The 24,411-nt window shown below is 72.2% G+C and carries 4 protein-coding genes (1 of these 4 only partly in view); all 4 read right to left on the bottom strand.

Annotation, left to right across the window (positions count from 1 at the left end):
- Tightly spaced (each overlapping or abutting the next), the 4 genes in view from ACFPFG_RS06065 to ACFPFG_RS06080 form a layout consistent with a single transcriptional unit that may run on beyond the window.
- Entirely contained in the window at positions 1 to 1,605 is a 1,605-nt protein-coding gene (locus tag ACFPFG_RS06065; protein WP_183017408.1) for an MBL fold metallo-hydrolase, read from the bottom strand.
- Positions 1,598 to 12,214 carry an amino acid adenylation domain-containing protein gene (locus ACFPFG_RS06070; RefSeq protein WP_380105597.1) on the bottom strand — a complete coding sequence of 3,539 codons (10,617 nt, stop codon included), beginning with the start codon at positions 12,212 to 12,214 and terminating at the stop codon, positions 1,598 to 1,600. Before ACFPFG_RS06070 ends, ACFPFG_RS06065 begins: the two co-directional genes overlap by 8 nt.
- A complete protein-coding gene (locus ACFPFG_RS06075) occupies positions 12,211 to 23,292 on the bottom strand; it encodes an amino acid adenylation domain-containing protein (RefSeq protein WP_380105599.1) in 11,082 nt (3,693 codons plus the stop codon). The genes ACFPFG_RS06070 and ACFPFG_RS06075 overlap by 4 nt, the downstream gene beginning before the upstream one ends.
- A protein-coding gene (locus ACFPFG_RS06080; RefSeq protein ID WP_380105601.1) for an SDR family NAD(P)-dependent oxidoreductase crosses the window boundary here: on the bottom strand, positions 23,289 to 24,411 show its 3' end. It continues 2,915 nt past the right edge of the window; only the last 1,123 of its 4,038 coding nucleotides appear in the window; the start codon falls outside the window, past its right edge; it ends in the stop codon at positions 23,289 to 23,291. Before ACFPFG_RS06080 ends, ACFPFG_RS06075 begins: the two co-directional genes overlap by 4 nt.

The raw sequence follows: 24,411 nt of genomic DNA on the forward strand, positions 1-24,411 counted from the left end.
TCAGCCTTCGGCTTTTCCGTAGAGGCGCTCGGCCGGGATGCCCAGATCCTCGCAGGCGGCCAGCAGGGAGCGCACGGAGCGCATGGCGGCCGACTCCGGGTCGAACTCGATGCTGGTGATGAACGACAGCCATGGCTCCAGCCCCAGTGCATAGACGAAGACCTGCTCGCACTGCAGCATGCGCAGCAGGCCCATGGCGCGGCGGTAGTCCGAGCCGTCGAGCCGGCGCGACTGGTCGCGTGCGCGGTCCAGCGGTGCCGGCAGCAGCGGACCGTACAGCCAGCTCAGGGGCGCGCCCTCGCACTCCATGCCGATGAACAGGGCCTGCAGCGAGCCCACCACGGGACGCAGGTGCTCGTACAGGCGAGGCTCCAGATTGTTGGAGTCCGCCGCGAACAGCAGGCGGCTGCCGGCGGCATCCACCAGCCAGGCGGCCTTGGTGCGAATGTCCAGGTCGGCATGCTCGCCCAGGAAAGGCAGGGCAGTGACCGTCAGGTCGCCCTCGCTGAAAACCTCCAGCGGGCCGATTTCCTGCACATCGGCAAAGCCCGCCGCCTGCAGTGCGAGCTTGAGCGAGGGGTCGGCAAGACTGCCTCCCCCGCCGGCTGGCACCAGAACCCGACCGATGCGCGAGCGCAGGGCCAGCAAGGTCTCCAGCTGCACATGGTCCTGGTGGTTGTGCGTCAGCGCCACGCAGTCGATGCGCTGCGGCAGGTCGGCCAGCGTGAAGCGCGGTGTCTGGCCCGCGCTGCCACCGGCAGGCACCAGGGGATCGATCAGCACGCTGCGCCCACCTGGCGTCTCGACCAGCACGCAGGCATGGCCGAAATACCGCCAGCGCGCACTGCCCACCGGCGCCGTGTCCGCCAGGTCCCCACCGCGCCGGGCCGGTGGCGTGCCGGTCAGCAAGGCGTGGAAGCGATCGGCCCGAGCGCCCTCCAGCCCGAGCGACTCGGCGATGGCGTCGAAGGGGCGCGGTGCGTTCCGCAGCGCTGCCAGCATGTCGTTGGCGGGGCTGGCATACGGTATCTGCAGGGCGACCGCCCCGTCACGTTCGAGCTGCGGCGTGCCCAGGGCAAAGGGCCGCACATCGCCGCCGCGCATCACCAGCGTGCTCTGAGCCGAGGTGTCATACAGCGGGCTGCGGTAGAGCAGCGCCTCGATCAGGCGCAGGTCCGGTGCGCCGGTCAGCGAGTACACGAGCTCCGCATAGCCGCGCACCGAATCGGGAAGGCGCGGATACAGCTGCGCCATCGAATGCCCGTCGGCCTGGGTCTTGAGCAACTCCCAGCACTGCCCCAGGTCGGCAGCAAACGACAGCAGCCCGGCATGGCGCTGGCGCGTCTCGTCCAGCAGGGCCTGGATGTCCCCGCGGCGCTCGGCCGGCCAGTCCATGAAGGGGCCTCCGCGCATGGCGGCATTGGCCACGGCCTGCGCATGCAGCTCGGGCGCCTCCAGATAGGACTCCATGATGCGCACGTAGCGGTTGGCCAGGTACAGGGCCGCCGTGGCGGGCGAAATCAGAAAGGACCAGGCATACCAGCCCGCGAACCGTGGCACGGCCACCACGTCCTCGCGCAGATAAAGCGGTGTTGCGTCAGCCATGTGTCTCCTCAAGCCAATAGGTCAGCGGCCGGTCCTGGTCCAGCGTCTCCAGCAGGTGCGCCATGCACTCCAGCAGGGCGTCGGCCACGGCCGGGGCGACCTTGAGCGCGTCGTGCACCGCCAGCAGGCGAAAATCGTCGCCGGGCATGACTTCCAGGTTGAACGGGTGGTGCCAGGCGTCACGGATGTCCACATCGTGAAAAGCCAGGGCGGCGCTGTCGCTGCCCAGCTCGCCCAGCGGGTAGTTCTGGATGCGCAGCGCCGTGCCGAACAGGTCATCGGCAGCGGCCAGCCCGGCGGCCGATGCGATAGCCCGCGGCGCCAGCCAGGCATGACCGGACGCCTGCATGCGCCGGCGCTGCAACTGCTGGCAGGCGGCGGCAAAGCCCTGCGCCCGGTCCAGCCTCACGCGCAGCGGCGGTGTGGCCAACATGGCGCCCACCATGGCCTCGGCACCCTCGAGTTCTGCGGGACGCAGGGCCGAGGTGACGCCAAAGGCCAGGTCGTCGCGCTCCATGTGCCGCGCCAGCACCAGCGCCCACGCCAGCAGGGCCACGCTGGGCACCGACAGGCGGTGGCGGCGGGCAAAGGCAGCCACGCTGGCGCCCGTCCCGGCTGCCAGCACCCGGTGCACCTGGCGGGAACGTCCGCTGGCCACGGCTGCCTCGGCAGCAGGCCAGCGCGAGGGCGCCAGGCCCGCCAGTTCATTCTTCCAGAAGGCCTGCGCGCTGTCCGCATCCTGCGCACCCAGCCAGTCGAGGAAGCGCCGCACGTCGGGCGCTGGAGTGTCGGGCGCCGCCGCGCCGGGCAAGCGGCCCGCATAGGCGGCCTGCACATCGGCCATCAAAATCGGCATCGACCAGCCATCGACCAGCAGGTGATGGTAGGTCCAGCAAAAGCGCCAGCCGCCGTCCGGCATGCGGGCGAGCGCAAAGCGCATCAGCGGGGCGCTGGCAAGATCGAAGCCGCGCGCCTGCTCGATCTCGCGCAGTGCATCGTATGCGACCTGTGCATCGGCGGGTGTCCAGGCAGACCAGTCCTCGGTGCGCCAGGGCGCGGCGGTGAGGCTGTCGTCCACATGCTGGCGCCCCGACCCGTCTGCTGCGTCCACAGAGAAACAGGCGCGCAGCGCCGCATGGCGAGCCACGGCGGCGTTCCAGGCAGCCATGAAAGCGGGCACGTCCAGCGTCGCAGGCAGGCTGGCCCCCAGTTGCACCACATAGGCGGACGATCCCGGGCAGGCCAGGGCGTGGGACAGCATGGCGTCCTGCTGCGGCCCCAGGCCATGCGAGGGCAAGGCTGGCGCGCGCAAGGACGGGCTGGCCTGTGCGCCGCCTGCCTGTACAGGACCGGCTTGCCGCGCACTGGCCGCCGCGTGCACCAGCCAGGCCTGCATGTCGGCGGCCAGCGCCGCAATCCAGCCTTCCTCCAGGTCCCGGGGATCGTAGGTGAGGTCCAGCGCCAGCCGCCCGTCCGCCACCATGGCATTGACTTCCAGCGGGAAGGTACGCGGCGTGCTCGCCGCGAAGCCCGGGCCATCGCGCTCCGGAGCCGGGCGCAGGCCCTCTCCTTCGGGCCAGGCCGTATCCCATTGCCCCAGGTAGTTGAAGGCGATGCCGGGCCGGGCCTGCGCGGCCAGGGCCTGGCGCACGGCCGGCTCGGGCGAAAGCTGGCTGAGCACGCCATAGCCGAAGCCGCGCCGCGGCATGGCGCGCAGCGCCTCACGCACGACCGCAAGTGCAGACAGCGCGGACGGGCCCGCAGCGCCGTCCGCAGGCGGGGCGTCAGGCAACGACCGTGGCAGCGGCAGTGCCAGGGGAGCCAGTGCCGTGAACCACCCCACGGTGGAGCCCACCTCCAGGCCTTCAAGCACCACATCGCGGCCATGCGACTCCAGCGCCACACCGATGCAACGGCCCTGGACGCGACCGGCCAGGGCCGAGGCCAGCGCCGCCAGCAGCAGTTCCTGCATGGAGGCACCATGGACCCGTGGCGCCTCGCGCAGCAAGGCGCCAGTCTCGTCCACGGATAACTGCACGCCGAGGGTGACGGCTCCGCCCACCGTGGAGGCCGCCCCGGCGCCACGCGCCAGCGGCAGGCAGGCGTCGCCAGACTGGGCCAGCCAGTACGGCAGCTCGGCACGCGCCGACTGCGATGCCGCATGGCGCGACACGGCTGCCGCCCAATGGCTGAAGGACGCGCCAGGCGGCCTGGCAATGCGGCCAAGGCGGCAGGCCTCGGCCAGATCGTCCAGCAGCACGCGCCAGGACACGGCGTCGATGGCCAGGTGGTGCACGACCAGGTGCAGGCGTGCCTGTGCCTGAGTTGGCGCCTCCTCCTGGCCCGGGGGAAGGTACAGAGCCGCGTGCATCAGCGGGCCCGCCTGCAAGTCCAGCCGCTCCTGGTTGGCCACGGCGGCGGCCTGCAGCCGCTCGCGCCAGGCGGCCGGCGTTTCGCCAGGGGGCGATGCCACCACCTGCAGCAGCGGGACCGCAGGCGGCACAAGGCCATCGGCCAGCGTCTGCACCCAGCCGCCGTCCTCGCGGCGATAGCGCAGGCGCAGCGCATCATGGCGCTGCAGCAGCAGCGCCAGCGCGGCCTGCAGCCGCTCGGGCGCGAGGTCGGCAGGCACGGTCAACAGGAAACTCTGGTTGTAGTGCTGGCGCTGCGGAGCCTCCAGCGCCAGGAACCAGCGCTGGATGGGCGTGAGCGGCACGCGGCCATCGCCCGCAACGTCCTCGGTGGCGCGGGGCAGCACCACCGGCCCTCCGTCCTGATCCAGCAGCGCCACGAGAGCGGCCACCGTCTGCGAGGCCGGGTCCATCAGCTGCGCCAGCGTGATGGCCAGCCCCTGCCGGTTGGCCCGCGCAACCACCTGGATGGCAAGAATGGAGTCCCCGCCCAGCTCGAAGAAGCTCTGGTGCGGCCCCACCTCGGCAACGCCCAGCACCTGGGCCCAGACCGCCGCCAGCCGCGCGCAGGCGTCGCCTGCAGCGGCATCGGCGGCAGGCGCTGGCGAAGACGGCCGGGCCGGCTGCGCCGCCAGTTGCCGGCCCAGTGCCTGGCGGTCGATCTTGCCGCTGTGGGTGAGCGGGAGCTGGTTCAGCTCCACGAAATAGGCGGGAACCATGTGCGCAGGCAGGCGGGGCGCCAGGTACGCGCGCAACGCCTCGGCGCCGACGGGGTGCGCGGCCCCCACGAAGGCCGTCAGCCGGTGATCGGCCTCGCCGTGCGCAATGACCAGCACCGCTGCGGCCTCCACGCCCGGGTGGGTGGCCAGCGCAGCCTCGATTTCGCCCAGCTCGATGCGCAGGCCGCGCAGCTTGACCTGGTGGTCGTTGCGGCCTGCAAAGTGCACGCGCCCATCGGCCAGGCGCCAGCCCCGGTCGCCCGTGCGGTACAGCCGCTCGCCGGGGTCGCCGAACGGATCCTGCACAAAGCTGGCCGCCGTCAGCCCGGGACGCCCCAGGTAGCCCCGCGCCAGCCCTGCACCGCCGATGTACAGCTCCCCCGGCGCCCCCGGGGGCAGCAGGCGCATGTCCTCGTCCAGCACATGCAGCTGCATGTTCGGCAGCGGCCGTCCAATGGGCAGCCGGTCTGCGCGTTGCACGCCCTCCTGCACGCTGACCGCCACCGAAGCCTCGGTCGGGCCATAGGCATTGAAAAAGCGCCGGCCCACCGACCACCGCAGCGCCAACTCCGGTGCACAGGCCTCGCCGGCCACCACCAGCAGGCGCAGCGCATCAAGCGAGGCCGCATCCAGGGTGAACAGCACCGTGGGCGGCAGCGTTGCGGCGGTGATGCCATGGCGCCGCACAAAGGCCTGCAGCTGCGGCCCGGCCCTTGCCATGTCCGGGGCAGGCACCAGCAGCGCAGCCCCATGGCGCCAGGCCATGGTCATCTCCCAGACGGAGGCGTCAAAGGACAGCGAGGCGAACTGCAGCACGCGATCGCTTCCATCCAGCGCGAACACGCGCTGCTGGGCATGGGCCAGGGCGCGCATGCCCGCCCGCGTATTGACCACGCCCTTGGGCGTGCCCGTGGAGCCGGACGTATAGATCACATAGGCCGAGGACGAGGCCTGCGGTTGGGCAAGCACAGTGGCCTCGGCAGCCTCGGCTGGCGACATGGTGCCGAACAACTGCTCCGGCGTGAGGCAGCGCAAACCCACCTCCTCCGCCACGGGCAGCGCGGCATCGGCCAGCACCAGCACTGCGCCGCTGTCCTCCAGCATGAAGCGCTGGCGCTGCGCCGGCAGCGCAGGGTCGATGGGCACAAAGGCTGCGCCCGCGCGCAGGATTGCGGCAATTGCCGCCAGGCAGACGGGCGAGCGGCCCAGGCACAGGGCCACACGGGTTTCTTGCCCTGCGCCCAGGGCAGACAGCGAGCAGGCCGCCTGGCGCGACAGCCTCGCCAGTTGCGCATAGTCCATGCGGCCGTGCGGCCCTTCCAGGGCCGTGGCGCCGGGCGTGTGCTGCGCCCAGTGGTCGATCCAGTCCACCAGAAAGCGCTCGTCCATGGTCTCGGCAGGGCCGGTGCCGGCCTCCAGGGCATCGCGCGCCTGCTCGGGCGCGAGCTGCAGCAGCGAGCCCAGTGCCTGGCCGGGCTGCGCCGCCATGGCGGCAAGCAGCGCATCGAGGTGCGACAGCAGGCGGCGCGCTGCCGCAGCCGGCACCTGCTCGCGGTCGCGGTGCAGTGCCAGGTGCCATCCGTGCGCGCCTTGCATGCAGGCCAGGGTGAGCAGGAAGTTCGTGCGCTCATGGCTGGCGACTGCGGCCAGGCGCAGACCACCGGCCTGCAGCGCATCGGGCGCAGGATAGTTCTGCACCAGAACCAGGGACTGGAACAGATCGCAGCCTGGCTCCAGTTCCGAAGCCTGGCGGATTTCCGCCAGCGATGCGGCCGCATGCTGCTCGCGCTCCAGGTGGTCCTGCTGCAGCGCGGACAGCCACGAGAGCAGCGGCATGCCGGCAGCCACACGCACACGCGCCGGCACCGTGGCGATCAGCATGCCGACCATTTGCTCCACGTCAGCGATGTCGGGAGAGCGCCCCGACACGGTCACACCGAACACCAGGTCGCGGCTGCCGCTGTGGCACGACAGCAGCAGCGCCCAGGCGGCCTGCAGCACGATGCCGGGCGTGGCACGCGCGGCGCGGGCCAGCGCGGCCAGGGCGCTGCTGGTGGCGGGCGACAGCAGGCATTCGATCGGGTCCGGAGCCTCAGGCTCGACAGGCTCCCCGGCCTGGCGCAGAAAGGCCAGCGAGGTGGGCTCGTGCAGGCCCTGCAACGCCTGGCGCCAGAAGGCCTGGTCGGCCTGCACGTCGCGCCGCTGGTGCCAGCGCACGCAGTCGGCGAAATCGGGCGCGCGCGGCAGCGCTGGCGTGCCATCGCCCAGGGCCTGGCCGTACAGGCGGAAGACCTCGTCCATCACCACCGAGACCGACCACCCGTCCAGCAGCAGGTGGTGGGCGCTCCACAACAGCTCATGGCGGTCTTCTGCCGTGTGCAGCAGATGCAGGCGCATCAGGGGTGCGCGGCGCAGGTCGAAGCCCCGGGCCCGGTCCTGCGCCAGCAGTGCCGACAGGGCGGCAGGCTGCGCGGCCGCATCCATGGTGCGCCAGTCGTCGTGCAGCCAGGGCAGCTCCACGTGGGCATGCACATGCTGCATGGCCTCGCCATCGTCCCAGTGGAAGCTGGTACGCAGCACGCCATGGCGTGCCACCACAGCCTCCCAGGCACGGCGCAGCGCTGCCGGGTCCAGCGGACCCTGCAGGGTCAGTGTCAATTGATCGAAGTAGACCTGGTCATCGGGTGCACGCAGACTGTGGTAGAGCAGGCCGTGCTGCAGGGGCGTGAGCGCCAGCACGGCCACCGGGGCACGGCTGCGGGGAACGGCCTGCGGCACCTGCCCGGCCGGGGCAGCACATGCTCCACGGCCCTCACGCGCGGCACTGGCGATCTCGGCCAGCACGGCCTTCACCTCGTCCAGCCAGTGGGCGATGCGCTCGCGGTTCGGCTCCCCTGCCGGAAAGCTCAGCTCCCCGCGCAGCCGGCCATTCCAGAGCCCCGCATTGAGTTCGATCACATGGCTGCGCGCCAGGCCGGGGGCCTGCGCAGGGCCCGCCGCCTCATCCACCGGGGCGATGGTCTCGTCCCCGGCAGGGGCGCCATCCATGCGGCCCAGGTAGTTCAGCAGCAGTTCCGGTTCAGGCAGCGCGGCCAGACCGGCGCGCACGGCGCCGTCGGGCGAGCGGTAGCGCAGCAGCCCCAGCGCCAGTCCCTGCCATGCGGCGCCGCGCACCTGAGCGGCAACCTGTGCCACCACCGCCGCGGCATCGGCGGCGCCGTGGACTGGCTCGATGCCCACGCGCTGCAGCGCCGTGAACCAACCGACGGTGCGAGACAGGTCCAGCTCCTCGAAGAGGTCGGCGCGTCCGTTGCGCTCCAGATCCAGCCGCCAGGGTCCGTCCACCCCCAGCCGCACGCCTCCCAGAACCAGGGCGGCGAGCAAAGCCTCGTCCACGCGGGCGGCAAAGGCACGCGGCACCTCGTGGACCAGGGCCTGCGTCGTCTCCTCGTCCAGTTCGAAGGCCAGGGTCTGGGCCTGGCCCACGCAACCGGCTGGCGTCTGGCGAGGCAACACGGTCGCGCCCATCTGGCTGAACGCCTGTTGCAACGCCTGCGCCTGCGCAGCCGCCTCGGGCCCGGCGGCCAGCTCGCCCAGCCGGTGCGACCAGCGCGCATAGGAGCTGGTGGGCGCGGGCAGTCGCACGGGCTCGCCGCGCGACACCTGTGCGCAGGCCAGGGCCAGGTCCTCCAGCAGTACCGACCAGGAGTAGGCATCCACCGCCAGGTGGTGAATGGCCAGCATCAGCCGGCCCGTGCCGGGCAGCAGCACGCCACGCACCATGCGGCCGGACGCCGGGTCCATGGCGCGCTGGGCCGCGGCAAAGGCTTCGGCCCGGCGCTGCTGTGCCTCTGCCGGCGCCAGGCCCTCCAGGCAGACCACGTCCAGCACAGGCCCGGGCGCCATGGGGGCAATATCCAGCCTGCCTTGCGCGTCCACCCGCAGGCGCAGCATCTCGTGGCATGCCACCACGCCCGCCAGCGCCCGCTCCAGCGTTTCGGCCGGCAACTGCGGGGGCACGCGCAGCACGGCCGCCTGGTTGTAGTGAGCGGCCCCTGACCCTGCATGCTCCAGGAACCAGGCCTGGATGGGGGTCGGTGACAACGGTGCCCCGGCCTCCGCCACCGGTACCGTCGGCGCGGCCCGCGACCGCAGGGCGATCTCCCCGGCCAGGGCACGCACGGTCTGGGCGCGGAAGATGTCGCGCACCACCAGGTCCAGGCCCTGGCGGCGCGCACGCGAGACGATCTGCAGGCAGCGGATGGAGTCCACACCCAGGTCGAAGACGTTGTCGGTGACGCCCACCTGCGCAAGGTTCATCACCTCGGCAAAGAGCCTGGCCAGGGTGGCTTCCAGCGGGCTGCAAGGCTGGGCCGTGCCGTCCCCCACAGGCAGCTGCGGCGGCGACTGGAGGGCCAGCCCCGCCAGCGCGCGCCGGTCGATCTTGCCCGAAGCCGTATGGGGCAGGCTCTCCAGCACGCGGCACACGGCAGGCACCATGTAGGGCGCAAGCCGCTCGGACAGCCAGCTGCGCAGCGCCGCCGCATCGGCCTGTCCCGCAACCACCGCGAGCATCACCGGCTGGCCTGCGACATCGTGCGCCAGCACCACGGCAGCCTCGCGCACGCAGGGATGGGCCATGAGGGCGGCCTCCACCTCGGCGGGCTCGATGCGAAATCCCCGGATCTTCACCTGCGCATCGCGCCGGCCCAGGAACTCCAGCGCACCGTCGGCACGCCGCCTCGCCAGGTCGCCGCTCCAGTAGGCGCGCGCCCCGCCCAGTGCGGCGCAGGCGCGAAACGCGGCCTGTGTGGCCTCGTCCTGTTGCAGATACCCCTGCGCCACACCACCGCCGCCGATGACGATTTCGCCGATGGCCCCGGCAGGCAAGGCCTGCCCGGCGCCGTCCACCACGGCCAGTTGCACGCCCTGCAGCGCATGGCCCAGCGGCAGGATCTCGGCCCCCAGCGGCAGCACGTCGTGCGCGGGGTCGAAGAACGCGGCCGAAATGGTGGCCTCCGTCGGGCCATAGCCGCTGAGCAGGGCCACAGGATGGCGGCACAGCGCCTGCCACTGGCGCAAGCTGCGCACGAAAACGCGGTCGCTGCCCGTGACCACCAACCGCAGGTCGGGCGGAACAGCCGTGCCCGACGCCTGCAGCATGCCCACCCACTCGTGCCAGAACGCGGACGGCAGATTGAGCACGGTCAGCCGCGCGCCTGCCACCTGGGCCTGGAAAGCCTCCAGGCTGTCAAGACTGTTCTGTGCCCGCAGCACCACGCAGGCACCGCAGGCCAGCGTGGGAAAGATCTCCTCGGCAGCCACATCGAAATCGGGGGCCGCGAACTGCAGCACGCGATCGGTCTCGCACAGGCCGAACTCACGCGCCACCGCCGCCGCATGGTGGGCCAGGTTGGCATGGCTCACGACCACGCCCTTCGGGGCGCCGGTCGATCCCGAGGTGAAGCAGACATAGGCCCGTTGCGCGGGGTCTGCGAGCCAGGGCTGCTGCGCGGCGCTGCCGGCAGGCTCTGCCACCAGGTCCGGCGCCACCAGCACCGTATGCGAAGGCCACTGCTCCGCCGCAGACGCGGAAATGACCAGGCGCACGCCGGCCGCCTCCATCATGGTCGCGCGCTGTGCCAGCGGCCTCGCCAGGCTGAGTACGGCATAGGCACAGCCACAGCGCCAGGCCGCCAGCATGGCCACCGGCAGGGCCAGGCAGTTGCCCAGGCCCAGGCCGATCAGGTCGCCGGGCCTGGCACCCGCGCCGCGCAGTCGCCCGGCCAGTGCGTCGGCCTGGCACACAAGCTCGCGCAGCGAAAGTGCCGCGCCATCCGCCTGCACGGCCATGCGCTGCGGCCAGCGATCGGCAGCGCGGGCTATCAGCGCGGGTACGGATGCCGGCGCAACGCCCTCGGCCATGGCCGGTGCGGGCGCCACGGCGCAGGCCTGCGGGGCCAGTGCCAGCCGGGACAGTGCAAGGCCGCACGCCCACTGCCCCGCCACATGCGCAAACTGCGCGCACAGCGCAGCCACGGTGGCCGGGTCGAACAGGTCGGCGTCGTACTCCATGTCGCAGGCGAAGGCTTCGCCGTCCAGGCGCGCCGACAGGTTCAGGTCCAGCTCGGGTGCCGCCGCTGGCACGGGCAGCGGCCGCACGGCCAGCCCCTGCATCGCCAGCACGGCTGCACCAGCGGTCTGCTGCACGAACATGGTCTGGAACAGGGGCGCGCGGTTGAGCGCCCGCTCGGGCCGCACGGCCTGCACGATGCGCTCGAACGGCAGGTCCTGGTGCTCGAATGCCTGCAGGCAGGTGCGGCGAACGCGCTGCAGCAGCTCGGCCGGTCGGGGGTCGTCGCGCAGGTCGATGCGCAGCGGCAGCGTGTCGATGAAGAAACCGACCAGTCCCTGCGTCTGCGGCGTGTCCCGGTGGGCCACAGGGCAGCCGATGACGATCTCGTCCTGGCCGGTCCAGCGCCCCAGCACGGCGGCATAGGCGGCCAGCAGCGCCATGAAGGGCGTGACGCCTGCGCGTGCTGACGCCTCCTGCAGCGCCTGGGTGCCCTCCGGCGAGATGCGAAAGTGATGGTGGGCGCCACTGGCGCCGCGCTCTGCGGGCCGGGGCCTGTCCAGCGGCATCGCCAGCTGGGTGGGTGCGCCCTGCAGTTGCGCCTGCCAGAAGGCCAGTTGCGGCGCCAGCCGCGCCTCGTCCAGCGTGGCGCGCTGCCAGGCCGAGTAGTCGGGGTAGCGCAGGGGCAGCGGTTGCAGCGGCGACGGCAGGCCCCGGCAGGCCGCGCCATACAGCTGGCCGAGTTCGGCCAGCAGCAGCCCCATGGACCAGAAATCCCCGGCAATGTGGTGCAGCGACAGGGCCAGCACGTGGCGCTGCGGCTCCAGTGCGAACAGGCGCAGCCGCAAGGGGGGCGCCTGCGTCAGATCGAAGGGCTGGCGCGCCTGCTGCGCCATCAGCTCGGCCAGGCCCCGGGGTGAGGCATCGTCCACGGCCTCTGGCTGAAGGCGCACGGCCGTGGCAGCGCCGATGCGCAGCACCGGCTCGGCGGCCTCGTCCACGATGACGCTGCGCAGCAGCTCGTGGCGCTCCACCAGCACCGTCAGCGCCTGCTGCAGGGCCTCAAGGTCCAAAGGGCCGTCGAGCTCGAAACAGGCGGCCATGATGAAGGCGCTGCCACCGCCCTCCAGCCGGTCCAGGAACCAGAGCCGGCGCTGGTTGAAGGACAGCGGCACGCGGTCGGGGTCCACCTCTGCAGCCGCTCCTGCGGCCACCGGCGCGGGCCCGCTGCGTGACAGCAGGGCCAGCAGCTGCGGCTTGAGCGCGCGCAGCTCATCGCGCATCTGCCCGCCAATGGCACCTGCCGGGCCGCGCACTTTCAGATCGCCGCCCTCGCCTTGCACGGTCACGCCCAGCTGCGCCAGGCGGGCCAGCAGATCGCTTGCCCTGTCGCTCGCACTCTTCATAAGGTGAATTCCTCCACGGTGCCGCCCATGGGCCGGCACGCGTCAACAAAGTCCGCCAAGTCGCCGAGCACCGGATGCTCGAACACCGCCGCGATGCCCAGCTCCACGCCGAAGTGCTCACGCACATAGGCCAGCACGCGCATGGCAATCAGGGAATGGCCGCCCAGTTCGAAGAAGTGGGATTGCGCACCGATCTCGGCCACGCCCAGAACCTCGCGCCAGACTGCGGCCAGCCGTTGCCGCGTGTCCGGGCCTTCGCCGCCCTGCTCCGGGGGCTGTGCAGGCTCGCCGCTGGCGGGCAGGCCTGCGGGCGCCGCAGCCGCGTCCGTCCAGACGCTCCCGGCCAGGCGCAGCAGGGAGGGCAGGTCGCGCACGCAAACCGATACGCGGAGATGGGGCGAGGCCAGGGCACGCCGCAGCACGGCCACGCCTTCGGCGGGCGTCAGTCCCTCGCTGGCGGCCAGCGCGGGCAGGCCCCAGCGCTGGCGGGCCATGACGGTCATGCCCACTTCGGTCCAGTCGTCCCAGTCGATGGCCTGCGTGAAGCCGCCACGGCGCGCCGTGCGCTCGGCGGCGAACAGCGCCAGGAACTCGTTGGCGGCGGCATAGCCGATCTGGCCGAACTTGCTGCCCGGCACCACCGTGCCCAGCGAGGAGAACAGCACGACGAAGTCGGGCTCGTGTCCGGCCAGGGCCGCATCCAGCGCCAGGGCGCCCTGGACCTTGGCTGCCATGGCCGTGGCGATGCTGGCGTCGTCGCGGTTGTGCACCACCCCGCCCTGGTCCGCCACCCCGGCCGCATGCAGCACGCCGTCCACGCGGCCAAACCGGCTGCGGGCCCGGGCCAGGGCATCGCCCAGCGCTCTGGCGTCCGACACATCGCAGGCCAGCGCCAGCACCTGGGCGCCGCGCGATTGCAACTGCGCGACCAAGGATGCATCGACATGCCGGCCCAGCAGCACCAGATGCGCGCCACTGCCGGCCAGCTCGCGCGCCAGCGCCGAGCCCATGCCGCCGAATCCGCCCGTCAGCACATAGACGCCTGCAGGCCTGAAGCGCGCCTGGCCGGCCTGCGGCTCGGGCAGGCGCTGCGCCGTGAACTGCGGCACCCAGCGCCGCCCGCGCCTGAGGGCGACCACGGGCTGCTGCGGGGCCTGCTCCAGCGGATCGGTGCGCAGCAGCTCGGCAGCCAGCGCCTGGAGCGCCTCGCCTGCGCCCGGGCCGTCCAGGTCACGGACATCGATGAGGCGGCAATCGAGGTTCGGATACTCCAGCGGCAACACCTTGACGGCGCCGAGCAGCGTTGCCGCGCCCGCGGCCAGGGCCTCGTCGCCGTCCACATCGGCTGCGCCGGTGGTCACGATGTCCAGCCGCACCGGCCAGGTCGGCACCGCGCTGCCCAGGGCGCGTGCCAGCCCCAGGACGCCGAAGAAGCCGCGCCGCAACAGATCGTCCGGCGCGCCGCCGCGTGTGGCCTCCAGGTGCACGATGCGCTGCGGCCGTGCATGCTCGGGCAAGGCATCCAGAAGACGCCGGAAATCCTGGTGATCTCCAGCACCGATCGTGAAATGGCCGGGCGCCGCCTGCGCAAACGCCTGGCCGGCGCTGACGGCAAGCACCTGCTGGCCGGCCACGCTCAGGGCCTGCGCCAGCGCGGCGCCGGCCGGCAGGTGTACGCCCACCACCATCCAGCGCAGCGAGGCTGCGGCGGGTGCCGCAATGCCAGCCGCCTGTGCAGCGGGCTCGCGGCGCCAGCCCGGCACATGGAACCAGTCGGCCATGTCGGGCAGCTTCGGCGGAGCGGCCCGGACATCGCCCAGGAAAGGCGAGGCCGGTGAAACAGCGGAAAGCGAAGGGGCTGCTGGCGCATGCGGCTTGCCTGCCACTTCGGCAGGCCAGTGCCGGATGCGTTCGAAGGCATATCCGGGCAGGGGAATGCGCCGGCCGGCTGCGGGCGGCAGGCGCCCCGGACGCGAGGCAGCGCCCAGGCACCACAGCCGCGCATGCAGCGCATCCAGCGCATCCAGCGCAGGCTCGGCGGCGGACCCCTCGCTGCGCTGCAGCGCCGAGGGCGCCAGCGCATCTGCAGCCCATCCATTGGCGCCAGCGAGCTTGCCCAGCACCCTGCCCGGGCCGAATTCGGCCAGCACACCGATGCCCTCGGCGCGCAGGGTCTTCAGGCCGTCGGCAAAGCGCACTGGCGCACGCAGGTGGCACGCCCAATACGCCGGGTCCGTGGCCTCGGCGTCCGTGATCCAGGTACCCGTGAGATTGGACAGGAAGCGTCGCTGCGGAGGGTGCAGCACCATGCCATCGAACAAGTCGGTGAACGCGCGCTGCATGCCCTCCATCGATGCGGAGTGGAAGGCATGCGAGGTGTCCAGCCGCATGGCGGCCTGGCCCGCATCCGCCAGCGCCGCCTGCAGCCGGTCTATGGCCGGCACCGGCCCGGCGAACACGCACTGCTGCGGCGCGTTGATGGCGGCCAGGTCGATGCCGGCATGGGCCGGGCTGGCCAGCAGTTCGCGCGCCTGAGCCTGTGTCAGCGGCGCGGCCAGCATGGCACCGTGCGGCAGCGCCTGCATCATGCGGCCGCGCGCGGCCACCAGGGCCAGGGCGTCGTCCAGCGAGAAGACCCCGGCCAGGCAGGCTGCCACGTACTCGCCCAGGCTGTGTCCCAGCAAGGCCGCCGGCTCCAGGCCACGGGCCAGCGCGGCGCTGGCCATGGCATAGGACACGGCGAACAGCGCGGGCTGCGCCAGCTCGGTCTGGCGCAGTGCCTGGGCATCGACGGCCACGCCGACCGGGCCGTACAGAATGCCGCGCAGATCCTGCCCCAGGTGCGGAGCCAGCCCATCGGCACAACGATCGAAGACGCTGCGGTAGTCGGCGTCCTGCTCGTACAGCGCGCGTCCCATGCCGGGATACTGGCTGCCCTGGCCAGGAAACAGCCAGGCCTGCGCAGGCCGGTCGCCCAGGGACACCTGGGACGCCTGGGACGCCTGACAGGGCGCGGCGCGGCGCAGCAGCGCCGCCGCCTGGGCCGTGCCGTGCGCCACCACGGCCGCGCGCCAGGCAAAGGCGGCCCGGCCCTGGTGCAGCGTGAACGAGAGGTCGGCCAGCGAAGTCTCTGGCGCCTTGTCCAGCATCCCTGCCAGGGCCAGCAGGCCGGCCTGCAGCGCGGCCGGCGTGCGCGCCGAAAGCGGCAGCACCCAGGCCTGCGGCAGCGCGCCCGTGCTGGACGCATGGGGCGCGTGCGCCGCCGCCTGCTCGATCACCACATGCGCATTCGTGCCGCCGATGCCGAAGGCACTGATGCCTGCGCGGCGCGTGCCGTCATGCATCCACGGCCGCTGCCGGGAGACCACCTCGATGGGGACGGAGGCAAAGTCCGCATGCGGATTGGGGGCCGAAAAATGCAGGCTGGCCGGGAGCACGCCATGGTGCACGGCCAGCACGGCCTTGATGAAGCCTGCAATGCCTGCAGCCGTATCGGCATGGCCGATGTTGCTCTTGACGGAGCCCAGCGCCAGGGGACGGCTGCGGGCCGCCGTGTCCTGCGCGCCCGCGCCACCGGCTGTGTTGCCGAAAACACGGCCCAGGGCCGCGATCTCCACCGGGTCGCCCAGTGCCGTGCCCGTGCCATGGGCCTCGATGTAGTCGATGTCGCCCGGAGCCAGGCGCGCCGCTGCCAGCGCGGCGGCAATCACCGCGGCCTGCCCGTCGGCGCCGGGCGCGGTGTAGCCGACCTTGGCGGAGCCGTCATTGTTGACGGCGCTGCCGCGCACCACGGCGAGCACGTTGTCGCCATCGGCCAGGGCGCGGGACAGCGATTTCAGCAGCACCATGCCCACGCCGCCTCCCGGCACGGTGCCGCCCGCGTCGGCCGAGAAGGGGCGGCAGCGTCCATCGGGCGACAGGATCATGCCGGGCTGGTGGACGTAGCCGTCGCGCTGCGGGAACTGGATGGACACCCCCCCGGCCAGGGCCATCTCGGCGCTGCCCTCGCGGATGGCACGGCAGGCCATGTCCACCGCGACCAGGGACGAGGAGCAGGCCGTCTGCACGGCCATGGCCGGGCCCTTGAGGTTCAGGTGATAGGCGATGCGGCTGGCGGCAAAGTCCTTGTCATTGCATGACAGCGCGTGGTAGGTGTCGGCGCCGGCCGGCAGTTCGCCGCCCGGATACAGCACGCGCAGATAGGTGTTGGTGCCCACGCCCAGGAAGACGCCGATGCGCCCGCCATGGGCTTCGGGCGTGTAGCCCGCATGCTCCAGCGTGTGCCAGGCGCACTCCAGTGCCACGCGGTGCTGCGGGTCGAAGGTCAGGGCATCGCGCGGACCCACGCCGAAGAAGGCCGCATCAAAGCAGTCCGCATCGCCGATGTGCCCGGCCGAGCCCACGAAGCCCGGAAGCGGAGCGTCTGGCGCGCCACCGTGGTCGATGCCCTCGCGGCCTTCAAGCAGCAGGCGCCAATAGGCATCGAGATCAGGCGCACCGGGATAGCGGCAGGCCATGCCGATGACGGCTACATCCTGGTCGCCCGCAGGCTGCGGCACCCGCTGGGCCATCGGCGCTGCGCCAGCGTGCGGGGACCGGAGCGCGTCCAGATACGCAGCCTGGCTGCGGATGGTCGTGAAGCGAAACAGCTCGCTGATGGGCACGGATACACCCAGGTCCGATCCCAGCCTGTCGTGCAGCGCCACCAGCAGCAGCGAGTGGCCCCCCACGTCGAAGAAGTTGGCATCCGCATCGATGCCGGCACGGCCGAGCACCTCGCTCCACAGCGCGGCCACGCGTGCCTGCGTGGCCGCGGGCATCGGCGCCGGCAAGGGGGTCCGGCTGCCGCCGTCCGGCCCGCCATCGAACTGCGGTTGCGGCAACGCCCTGCTGTCGATCTTTCCATGCGCAGTCAGCGGCATCGCATCCACGCGCACCACCACGGCCGGCACCATGTGCGGGGCCAGCGTGCCGCGCAGCCGCGCGCGCAAGGCTGCCGCGTCCAGATCCTGGCCACCGGCCACCCAGGCGGCCAGGCGCTGCTGGCCCTGTGCATCGGTCCAGGGCATGGCAAAGGCCTGGGCCACGCCGGGCTGCTCCAGCAGGGCGGCCTCGATCTCGCCAGGCTCGATGCGAAAGCCGCGCAGCTTGATCTGGCGGTCCATGCGCCCGAGGAATTCCAGGGTTCCGTCTTCACGCCACCGGCCCCGGTCACCGCTGCGGTACAGGCGTGCGCCCCCCGAGCCGTCAAAAGGATCGGGGCCGAAACGTCCGTCGCCCATGCCGCTGGCGACATAGCCGGGACTGACATTCGGGCCGCCGATCCAGATCTCCCCGGCCACCCCCACGGGAACCCGCCGTCCCTTGTCGTCCACCACGTACAGGCGCGCATCGCCCAGCGGGCGGCCTATGCCCGGCGACTGGCCCGGCAGATGGCGTGCAGCGGTGGCTGTCACGGTAGCCTCGGTCGGGCCGTAGGCCACGAAAAGGCTGCGCCCGCGCGACCATGCATCGGCCACGGCATCGGGACAGCGTTCCCCGCCGACGACCAGGGTCTGCAGGCACGGCAGGTCCGCCACCGGCGTGGCCACCAGCAGCGAGGCCGGGATCTGCAGGTGGGTGACGGCCATGGCCTGCAGCGTGCCGACCAGCGGGGCGCCAGGCAGGAGTTGATCGCGCGAGGCCAGGCACAGGCAGGCACCGGCCGACAGGGCGAAGGCGATATCGGACATGGCCACGTCGAAGCCGAAGGCCGCCATCTGCAGCACGCGGCTGCCGGGCCCGATGCCGAAGGCCGTGCCCGCCGCCTCGGCCAGCCGGCACAGTGCGGCATGCGTGACGCGCACGCCCTTGGGCCGGCCCGTGGAGCCCGAGGTGAAGATGATGCAGGCCAGGGCTTCGTCGCCATGGCCTGCCGGCGCGGCGCTGGCGCCAGGGGAGCCCTGGTCCTGGCCCTCGACCAAGTCAACGCCTGAGCCTGGCTCGCCTGCCACGGGAAAGGACAGTGACATGGGCAGGGGCCACAGGGGCAGGCTGCAGCCCGCGACGGGCGCCTCGGCCACCACGGCCGTGGCGCAGGCATCTTCCAGCATGGCAGCGATGCGCGCGCCGGGATAGGCAGGGTCCACGGGAACCACGGTGGCCCCCGCCTCCCACAACCCGGCCAGCGCCACGATGAGCGCGGGCGAGCGCTGCGCGACCAGCGCCACGCAGTCGCCCGCCTGCACCCCCTTGCTGCGCAACCAGCGTGCATAGGCCGAGGCCAGGCGCGACAGCTGCCCATAGTCCATCGCCTGCGGCGCGCCCGCCATGCTGGCCACGGCTGGCAGGCCGGGATGCTGCGCGGCGGCGCGGCGCAGCAGCGCATCGAGCCGCTGCGGACCCCGGTGCGGCGGGTTCAACCGTTGCGGCGGCGCCGCAGCGCAGGCCAGCCTGTCCAGCAGGGCCTGTTCATGCGCATCGCACAGCGGATGGCCGTCCAGCGGCGCGGCAGGCTGCTGCAAGGCGGCCTCCAGCAGGGCCGAAAAAGCCGAAGCCAGCCGCGCCGCCAGCGCGGGGCCGAAGAGATCGGCCGCATATTCGATATGCCCGCCGAGCACGAGGTCGTCTTCGCCCTGCCCTGCCAGCAAGGCCAGCGACAGGTCGCAGCGCGACACCGGTGCAGCCTGGATACGGGGCGGGACGCGCTGCCCGTCGAACACCAGATCCCAGTCCTGCCCCCGGGAGAGCACGAACATCGCCTGTGCCAGCGCGGGGCGCTGCGCGGCGCGGGGCACGCCCGAGGCCTCCACCACCTGGGCGAAGGGCACATCCTGGTGGCGCAGCGCCTCGGCCAGCTGGTCGCGCACGTTGCGGGCAAGCACATCCAGGCCGGTACTGCCGCTGACGCCCACGCGCAGGACGACGGTGTTGCTGAAGAAGCCGACCGCGCTGTCCATGCCCTCGCGTTCGCGCGCGGAAACGGGGGTTGCAACCATGACTTCGGCATCACCGCCAAAGCGTGCCAGGGTGGCAGCCCATACGGCCAGCAGCAACGCAAAGGGCGTGGTGCGCGCTTGCCGCGCCGCTGCCGTCACCCGCTGCATGCTCGCCGGCGGCAGGCAGAGTGCGGCCCGGGCATTGCGGTAGCTGCGCCGCTGCGGCATGCGCTCGGGCTGCAGTCCCAGCACGGCGGGGGCGGCGGCCAGTGCGCGCCGCCAGTATTCAAGCTGCGGTGCCCACAGGCCCTTATCGCCGCAGGCGCGCTGCCACTCGGACACATCGATGCATTGCAGGGGCTGCGGCAGCGCCGACAGATCACCGCCCTGCAGCGCATGCGCCAGCTCCCGCATGAATATTTCGCAGGACTGGCCGTCCACCGCCGTGTGGTGCATGGAAATCACCAGCGCGTGGTCGTGCATGCCCAGGGTGACCAGCGTGGCCGAACAGGGCAGCGCGTGGTCCAGCGCAGTCGGCCGCGCCACTTCGTCGTCCAGAAAGCGCTCCAGCGCCGCTTCGGCACCGGGGCCCGAGAGATCCCGCCGACACAGCGAGAAATCACCGGCCTCCCCCACCTGCTGCCACAGCAGGCCATCGCGCAGCACCAGGCGGGTGCGCAAGGCCTCGTGGCGCAGCACCACGGCGCGCAGTGCCTGCTCCAGCCTTCCGGCATCCAGCCCGGCGCAAGTGCGGTAGCACACCACCTGGTTGTAGGCGCCGCGCTGGGCCTCATGCTGCTCGATCAGCCACAGGCGTTCCTGGTTGGAGGAGGCGCGAGCCTCGCGCCCCGGATGCGCCGCCCCCCGGCCGATGGCCGGCAGGCCCGCGCCGGGCGCAGCCTGGCCGATGCGCGTCGCCATGGCGGCCAGCGTCGGCACCTCGAACACGGCCGCCGCGTCCAGCGGCACGCCCCATTCCTGGCGGACGGCCTGGGCCAGCCGGGCCGCATTGAGCGAATGCCCGCCCATCATGAAGAAATCCGCGTCGGCGCTGCCGGGACGGGAGCCGATCACGCGCTCCCAGACATCGGCCAGGCGCGCCTGTGCGGCCGTCAGCGGCAGGCGGGGCGCGTTGCCCTCGCCGCTCGCCGGCAGGTCGTCGGGGCCCGGGGCCGGCAAGGCGCGCACATCGACCTTGCCGTTCGGATTGAGCGGCAACTGCGCCAGACGCACATAGGCACTGGGCAGCGCTGCACGGGGAAGGCGATCGTGCAACCAGGCATGCAGTGCGGAGGCCGCGGGCGCATGCCCCGGCAGGTGTACCACCCAGGCGGCCAGGACGGTCTCGCCGTCGGTGCCCACCCATCCGGCGGCGGCCGCGTCGGCCACGCCGGGGTGAAGCAACAGGGCCGCGCGCACCTCCGCAGGGTCTACGCGAACGCCACGGATTTTCATCTGCCGATCCAGCCGCCCCAGGCAGTCAAGACCGCCATCGGGCCGCCAGCGGCCCAGGTCGCCGGTGCGAAAGCCCCGGGCGCCGTCCAGGGCCGCAGTGGGCTGGAAGCGCTGCCGGGTCTCCCGCTCGCGGCCCAGGTAGCCGAGCGCCAGGCCATCGCCGCCCACCACGATCTCCCCTGCCACCCCCACGGGCAGCGCCTGGCCAGCGGCGTCGCAGACCGCAATGCGGTGGCCCGGAATGGGCCGGCCTATGGGAACGAGATGGCCACCGGCCTGTGTCACCTCCTGGAAGGTCGAGTCGGCCGAGATTTCAGAGGAGCCATAGAGGTTGACCAGGCGGCAGCCCGGCAGGGCCGCAAGAAAGCGGCCGGCCAGGTCGCTGGAAAGCGCCTCGCCGCTGACCGTACAGTGCCGCAGCGCGGGCAGCAGGCCTGCCGTATCAGCGGCCGGCTCCAGCAGGGCCTTGAGCAGCGAGGGAACCACCACCAGCCGGGTCACCCCATGGCGCGCCAGTGCGCCGGCAAAGGCATGCGGGTCCACCACATCGGCATGCGCCAGCACCACGCTGGGCACGCCCGCCAGCAGGGGGCCGAAGAACTCCCAGATGAAATCGACGAAGGCCGGCGTGGTCTTCTGGCAGCACACTTCGCCCGCGACAAAGGGATAGGCATCCCACATCCACAGCAGGCGATTCACGGCGCCGCGGTGCAGCCCCATGACAGCCTTGGGCTCGCCCGTGGAGCCCGAGGTGTAGAGCACGTAGGCCAGGGTATCGGGGCCGATGCACAGCGCAGGCGCCTGGGCCTCCGGCAACGGCATGCCGGGATCGATGAGCAGGGGAGCGCCTGCGGCCGGCAGCCATGCGGGCCGGCCCTGTGCCAGCAGCACCGATGCACCGCTGTCGGCCAGCATATAGGCCAGGCGCTGCGCAGGATGGTCCGGGTCCATGGGCACAAAGGCCGCGCCGGCGCGCAGCACGGCCAGCAGGGCCACGGCCAGGTCGGCACCGCGCGGCAGACACACGGCCACGGGAATGCCGGCTGCAGCCCCCCCTGCCCCGGCCCCCGTGGCCATCGATGCGCCAAGCTGCGCGACAAGGTGCGCCGCCAGGGTCGCCGAGCGCCGGTCCAGTTCCTGGTAGCTGACTGCGCGGCCCGCATCTATCAGCGCAGTCGCGGCGGGCGACTGGCGCGCGCGCCGCTCGAACATCGCCGCCAGGCTGCCTGCGCTCTCGATGCGCTCGCCCAGCGGCGCCGGATGCAGTGCGTCCAGGCCGCGCCGTGCGTCGGCCGGCCGCTGCAGCGGCAGCACGGACAGCGGCAGCGAGGGCTGGGCCAGCGCCGCTTGCAGCAGCACCGGCAATGCGATGGCGATGGCCTGAGCCACCTGCTCATCCACCAGGCCCTCGCGGTACTCCAGCCAGCCCGCAATGGCGCCATCGTCGCGCCCCTGGTCCAGCTCCAGCGTGAGATCGGCCCGTGCCACAGGCAGGGGAACGGCCTGTCCCGTCAGCAGGACATCGCCGGCCGCCTCGCGCAGCGCAGGCAGGGCCTGGAAGACAAGCATGGCCTGGTACAGCGGCTGCACCCCCGGCAGGCGCGGCGGGTTGACCGCCTGCACCACGGCCTGCAGCGGCAGGTCCTGGTGGGCAAAATCCTCAAGGCAGGCTTCGCGCACGCGCTCCACCAGGGCTGCAAAACCGGGGTCTGCGCGCAGGTCGGTGCGCAGCACCAGGGTCTCCACCAGGAAGCCCACGGTGCCGCCGGTGTGGGGTCGGTGGCGGTTGGACACGGGCACGCCCACGGCCAGATCGTCCTGGCCGGTGAAGCGCGCCAGGACGGCATTGAAGGCGGCCAGCACCACGGTGAAAGGCGTGGTGCCACAGGCGGCGGCGAATCTTCCCAGGTCCGCCGCCAGCGCGGGCGCAAGCACCACCGCGATACGGCCGCACCGGTCCTGGCCCGCCTCGCGCGGCCCGGCAAAGGGCAGCTCCAGCAGCGGCGGCAGGCCTGCAAGCCTGTTGCGCCAGTACGCTGTCAGGGCCGGCACGGCCTGCTGTCGGGCGCTGTCGCCCAGCCAGGCGACGTAGTCGCCAAAGCGCTGCGGCTGCGGCAGGTCTGCGGCCGCCTCGCCCAGCTGCGCGGCGTAGAGAGCGGCCAGCTCGCGCAGCACCAGCGAGGCCGACCACAGGTCGATGATGGCGTGGTGAAAACCCAGCAGCAGCACCTGCTCGCCGGGGGCGCGCAACAGATCGGCCCGGAAGAGGCTGCCCCGCTCCAGCGAGAAAGGCCGGGCCGCCGCGTCCTGCAGCGCCTGCGGCATCGATGCCGGGCCGACATCGTGCACTGCCAGCGGCAATGCATCCAGCGCATCGAAGACCAGGCGCGCCGCTTCGCCATCGGCATCCTCGAAGCGCGCACGCAGGCTTTCATGGCGCTGCGCCAGGGCGGTCAGTGCGGCCTGCAGCGCGGCCACATCGGGCGCCGCGCCACCAAAGCGCACGGCAAGGCCAAGGTTGAACTCGCCGCGAGCCCCATGAATGCGCTCCATCATCCATAGCCGCTGCTGCGCCGACAGCGCGGTCACGGGCGCATCTGCGGCACGCGGCGCGGCGCCTGGCGCCTGCGTGTCTGGCAGCTCGAACCCATCCTCGGCCAGCAGGGCCGCCAGCAGATCGTCGTCGGAAAAACCGCCCGTGCTCATGGCAGCGCCTTGGTTGCTGCAGCGCCGTGGGCGGCCGCCTTTTGATCAGGGGTCATGCTTTCGATCTCGAACAGCCGGCCCGCAATGGCCAGCGTGATTCCCGGGCGGGATTCCAGCGCAATCACGCGCTGGCAAAAATCTGCCATGCAGGGGTGGCGCAACAGCTCGGCCATCGATATATCGACGCGAAACAGCTCCCGCGTGCGCGCCGCGATCTGCGCCGCCCCCAGCGAATTGCCGCCCAGCGAGAAGAAGTCGTCGTCCACACCGCAGTCGGCCAGGCCCAGCGCCTTGCACCACAGGCGCACCATGTAGCGCTCGAACGCATTGCGTGGCGCTGCGCTGGATGCCATGCCCGCAGCCAGGCGCAAAAGGGCCGCGCGGTCCAGCGCCCCCCGGGCATCGGTGGGCAGGGATGCGACGTTCAGCACCGGCACGCTCACCGGCCGGCCACAGGCATCGCGCAGCCACCGATGCGGTGCGGACGGGTCACCGCTGCCGGCCACTTCATTCACTTGCTCCACTTGATCCACTTGCTCCTCTTCGCCGGCGCGGCGCGCGTCGACTGCGGCGCCTTCACGCACCCAGACCAGCTCATCGGCACCGCAGATGGCGCCCTCGCGCAGCGCGGCATGGCGGGGATGGCCGAAGTCCAGGCCCACGGTCATGACAGGCTGCTCGCCGCGCACCGCCAATTCGAAGGCCTGCAGGCCCTGCGCCTCATCGATCGATAGATAGCCCGAGGCGGCGAACAGCGCCGGGTTCGACACCTGGCGGCTCAGGCCGGTGTCCCGCCACGCCGAAAAACCCAGGTAGCGGCAGCGGGCGCCACCGGCGCTGTGCGCCTGTCGCTCCACAAAGGCCATCTGCCAGGCATCCCCCGCCGCATAGGCAGCCACGCGGCGCCCCCCCAGCAGGCCCATGACCGAGCCGGCCACCAGGAACAGGGCCCGGGGATCGTGGGCGATCAGGGCGTGCAAATGGCGCGTTCCCTCGACCTTGGCGCGCTGCGCCCGGGCAAAGCATTGCTCTTCTTCCTCCGCACACAGGGCCAGGCGCGACTCGACCGCCAGTTGCACCACGCCGGCCAGCGTCTGTCCGAAGTGCTGCTGCGCCTGG

The organism is Delftia deserti (genome assembly GCF_042653485.1).
GTDB classification, from domain to species: Bacteria; Pseudomonadota; Gammaproteobacteria; order Burkholderiales; family Burkholderiaceae_C; genus Comamonas; species Comamonas acidovorans.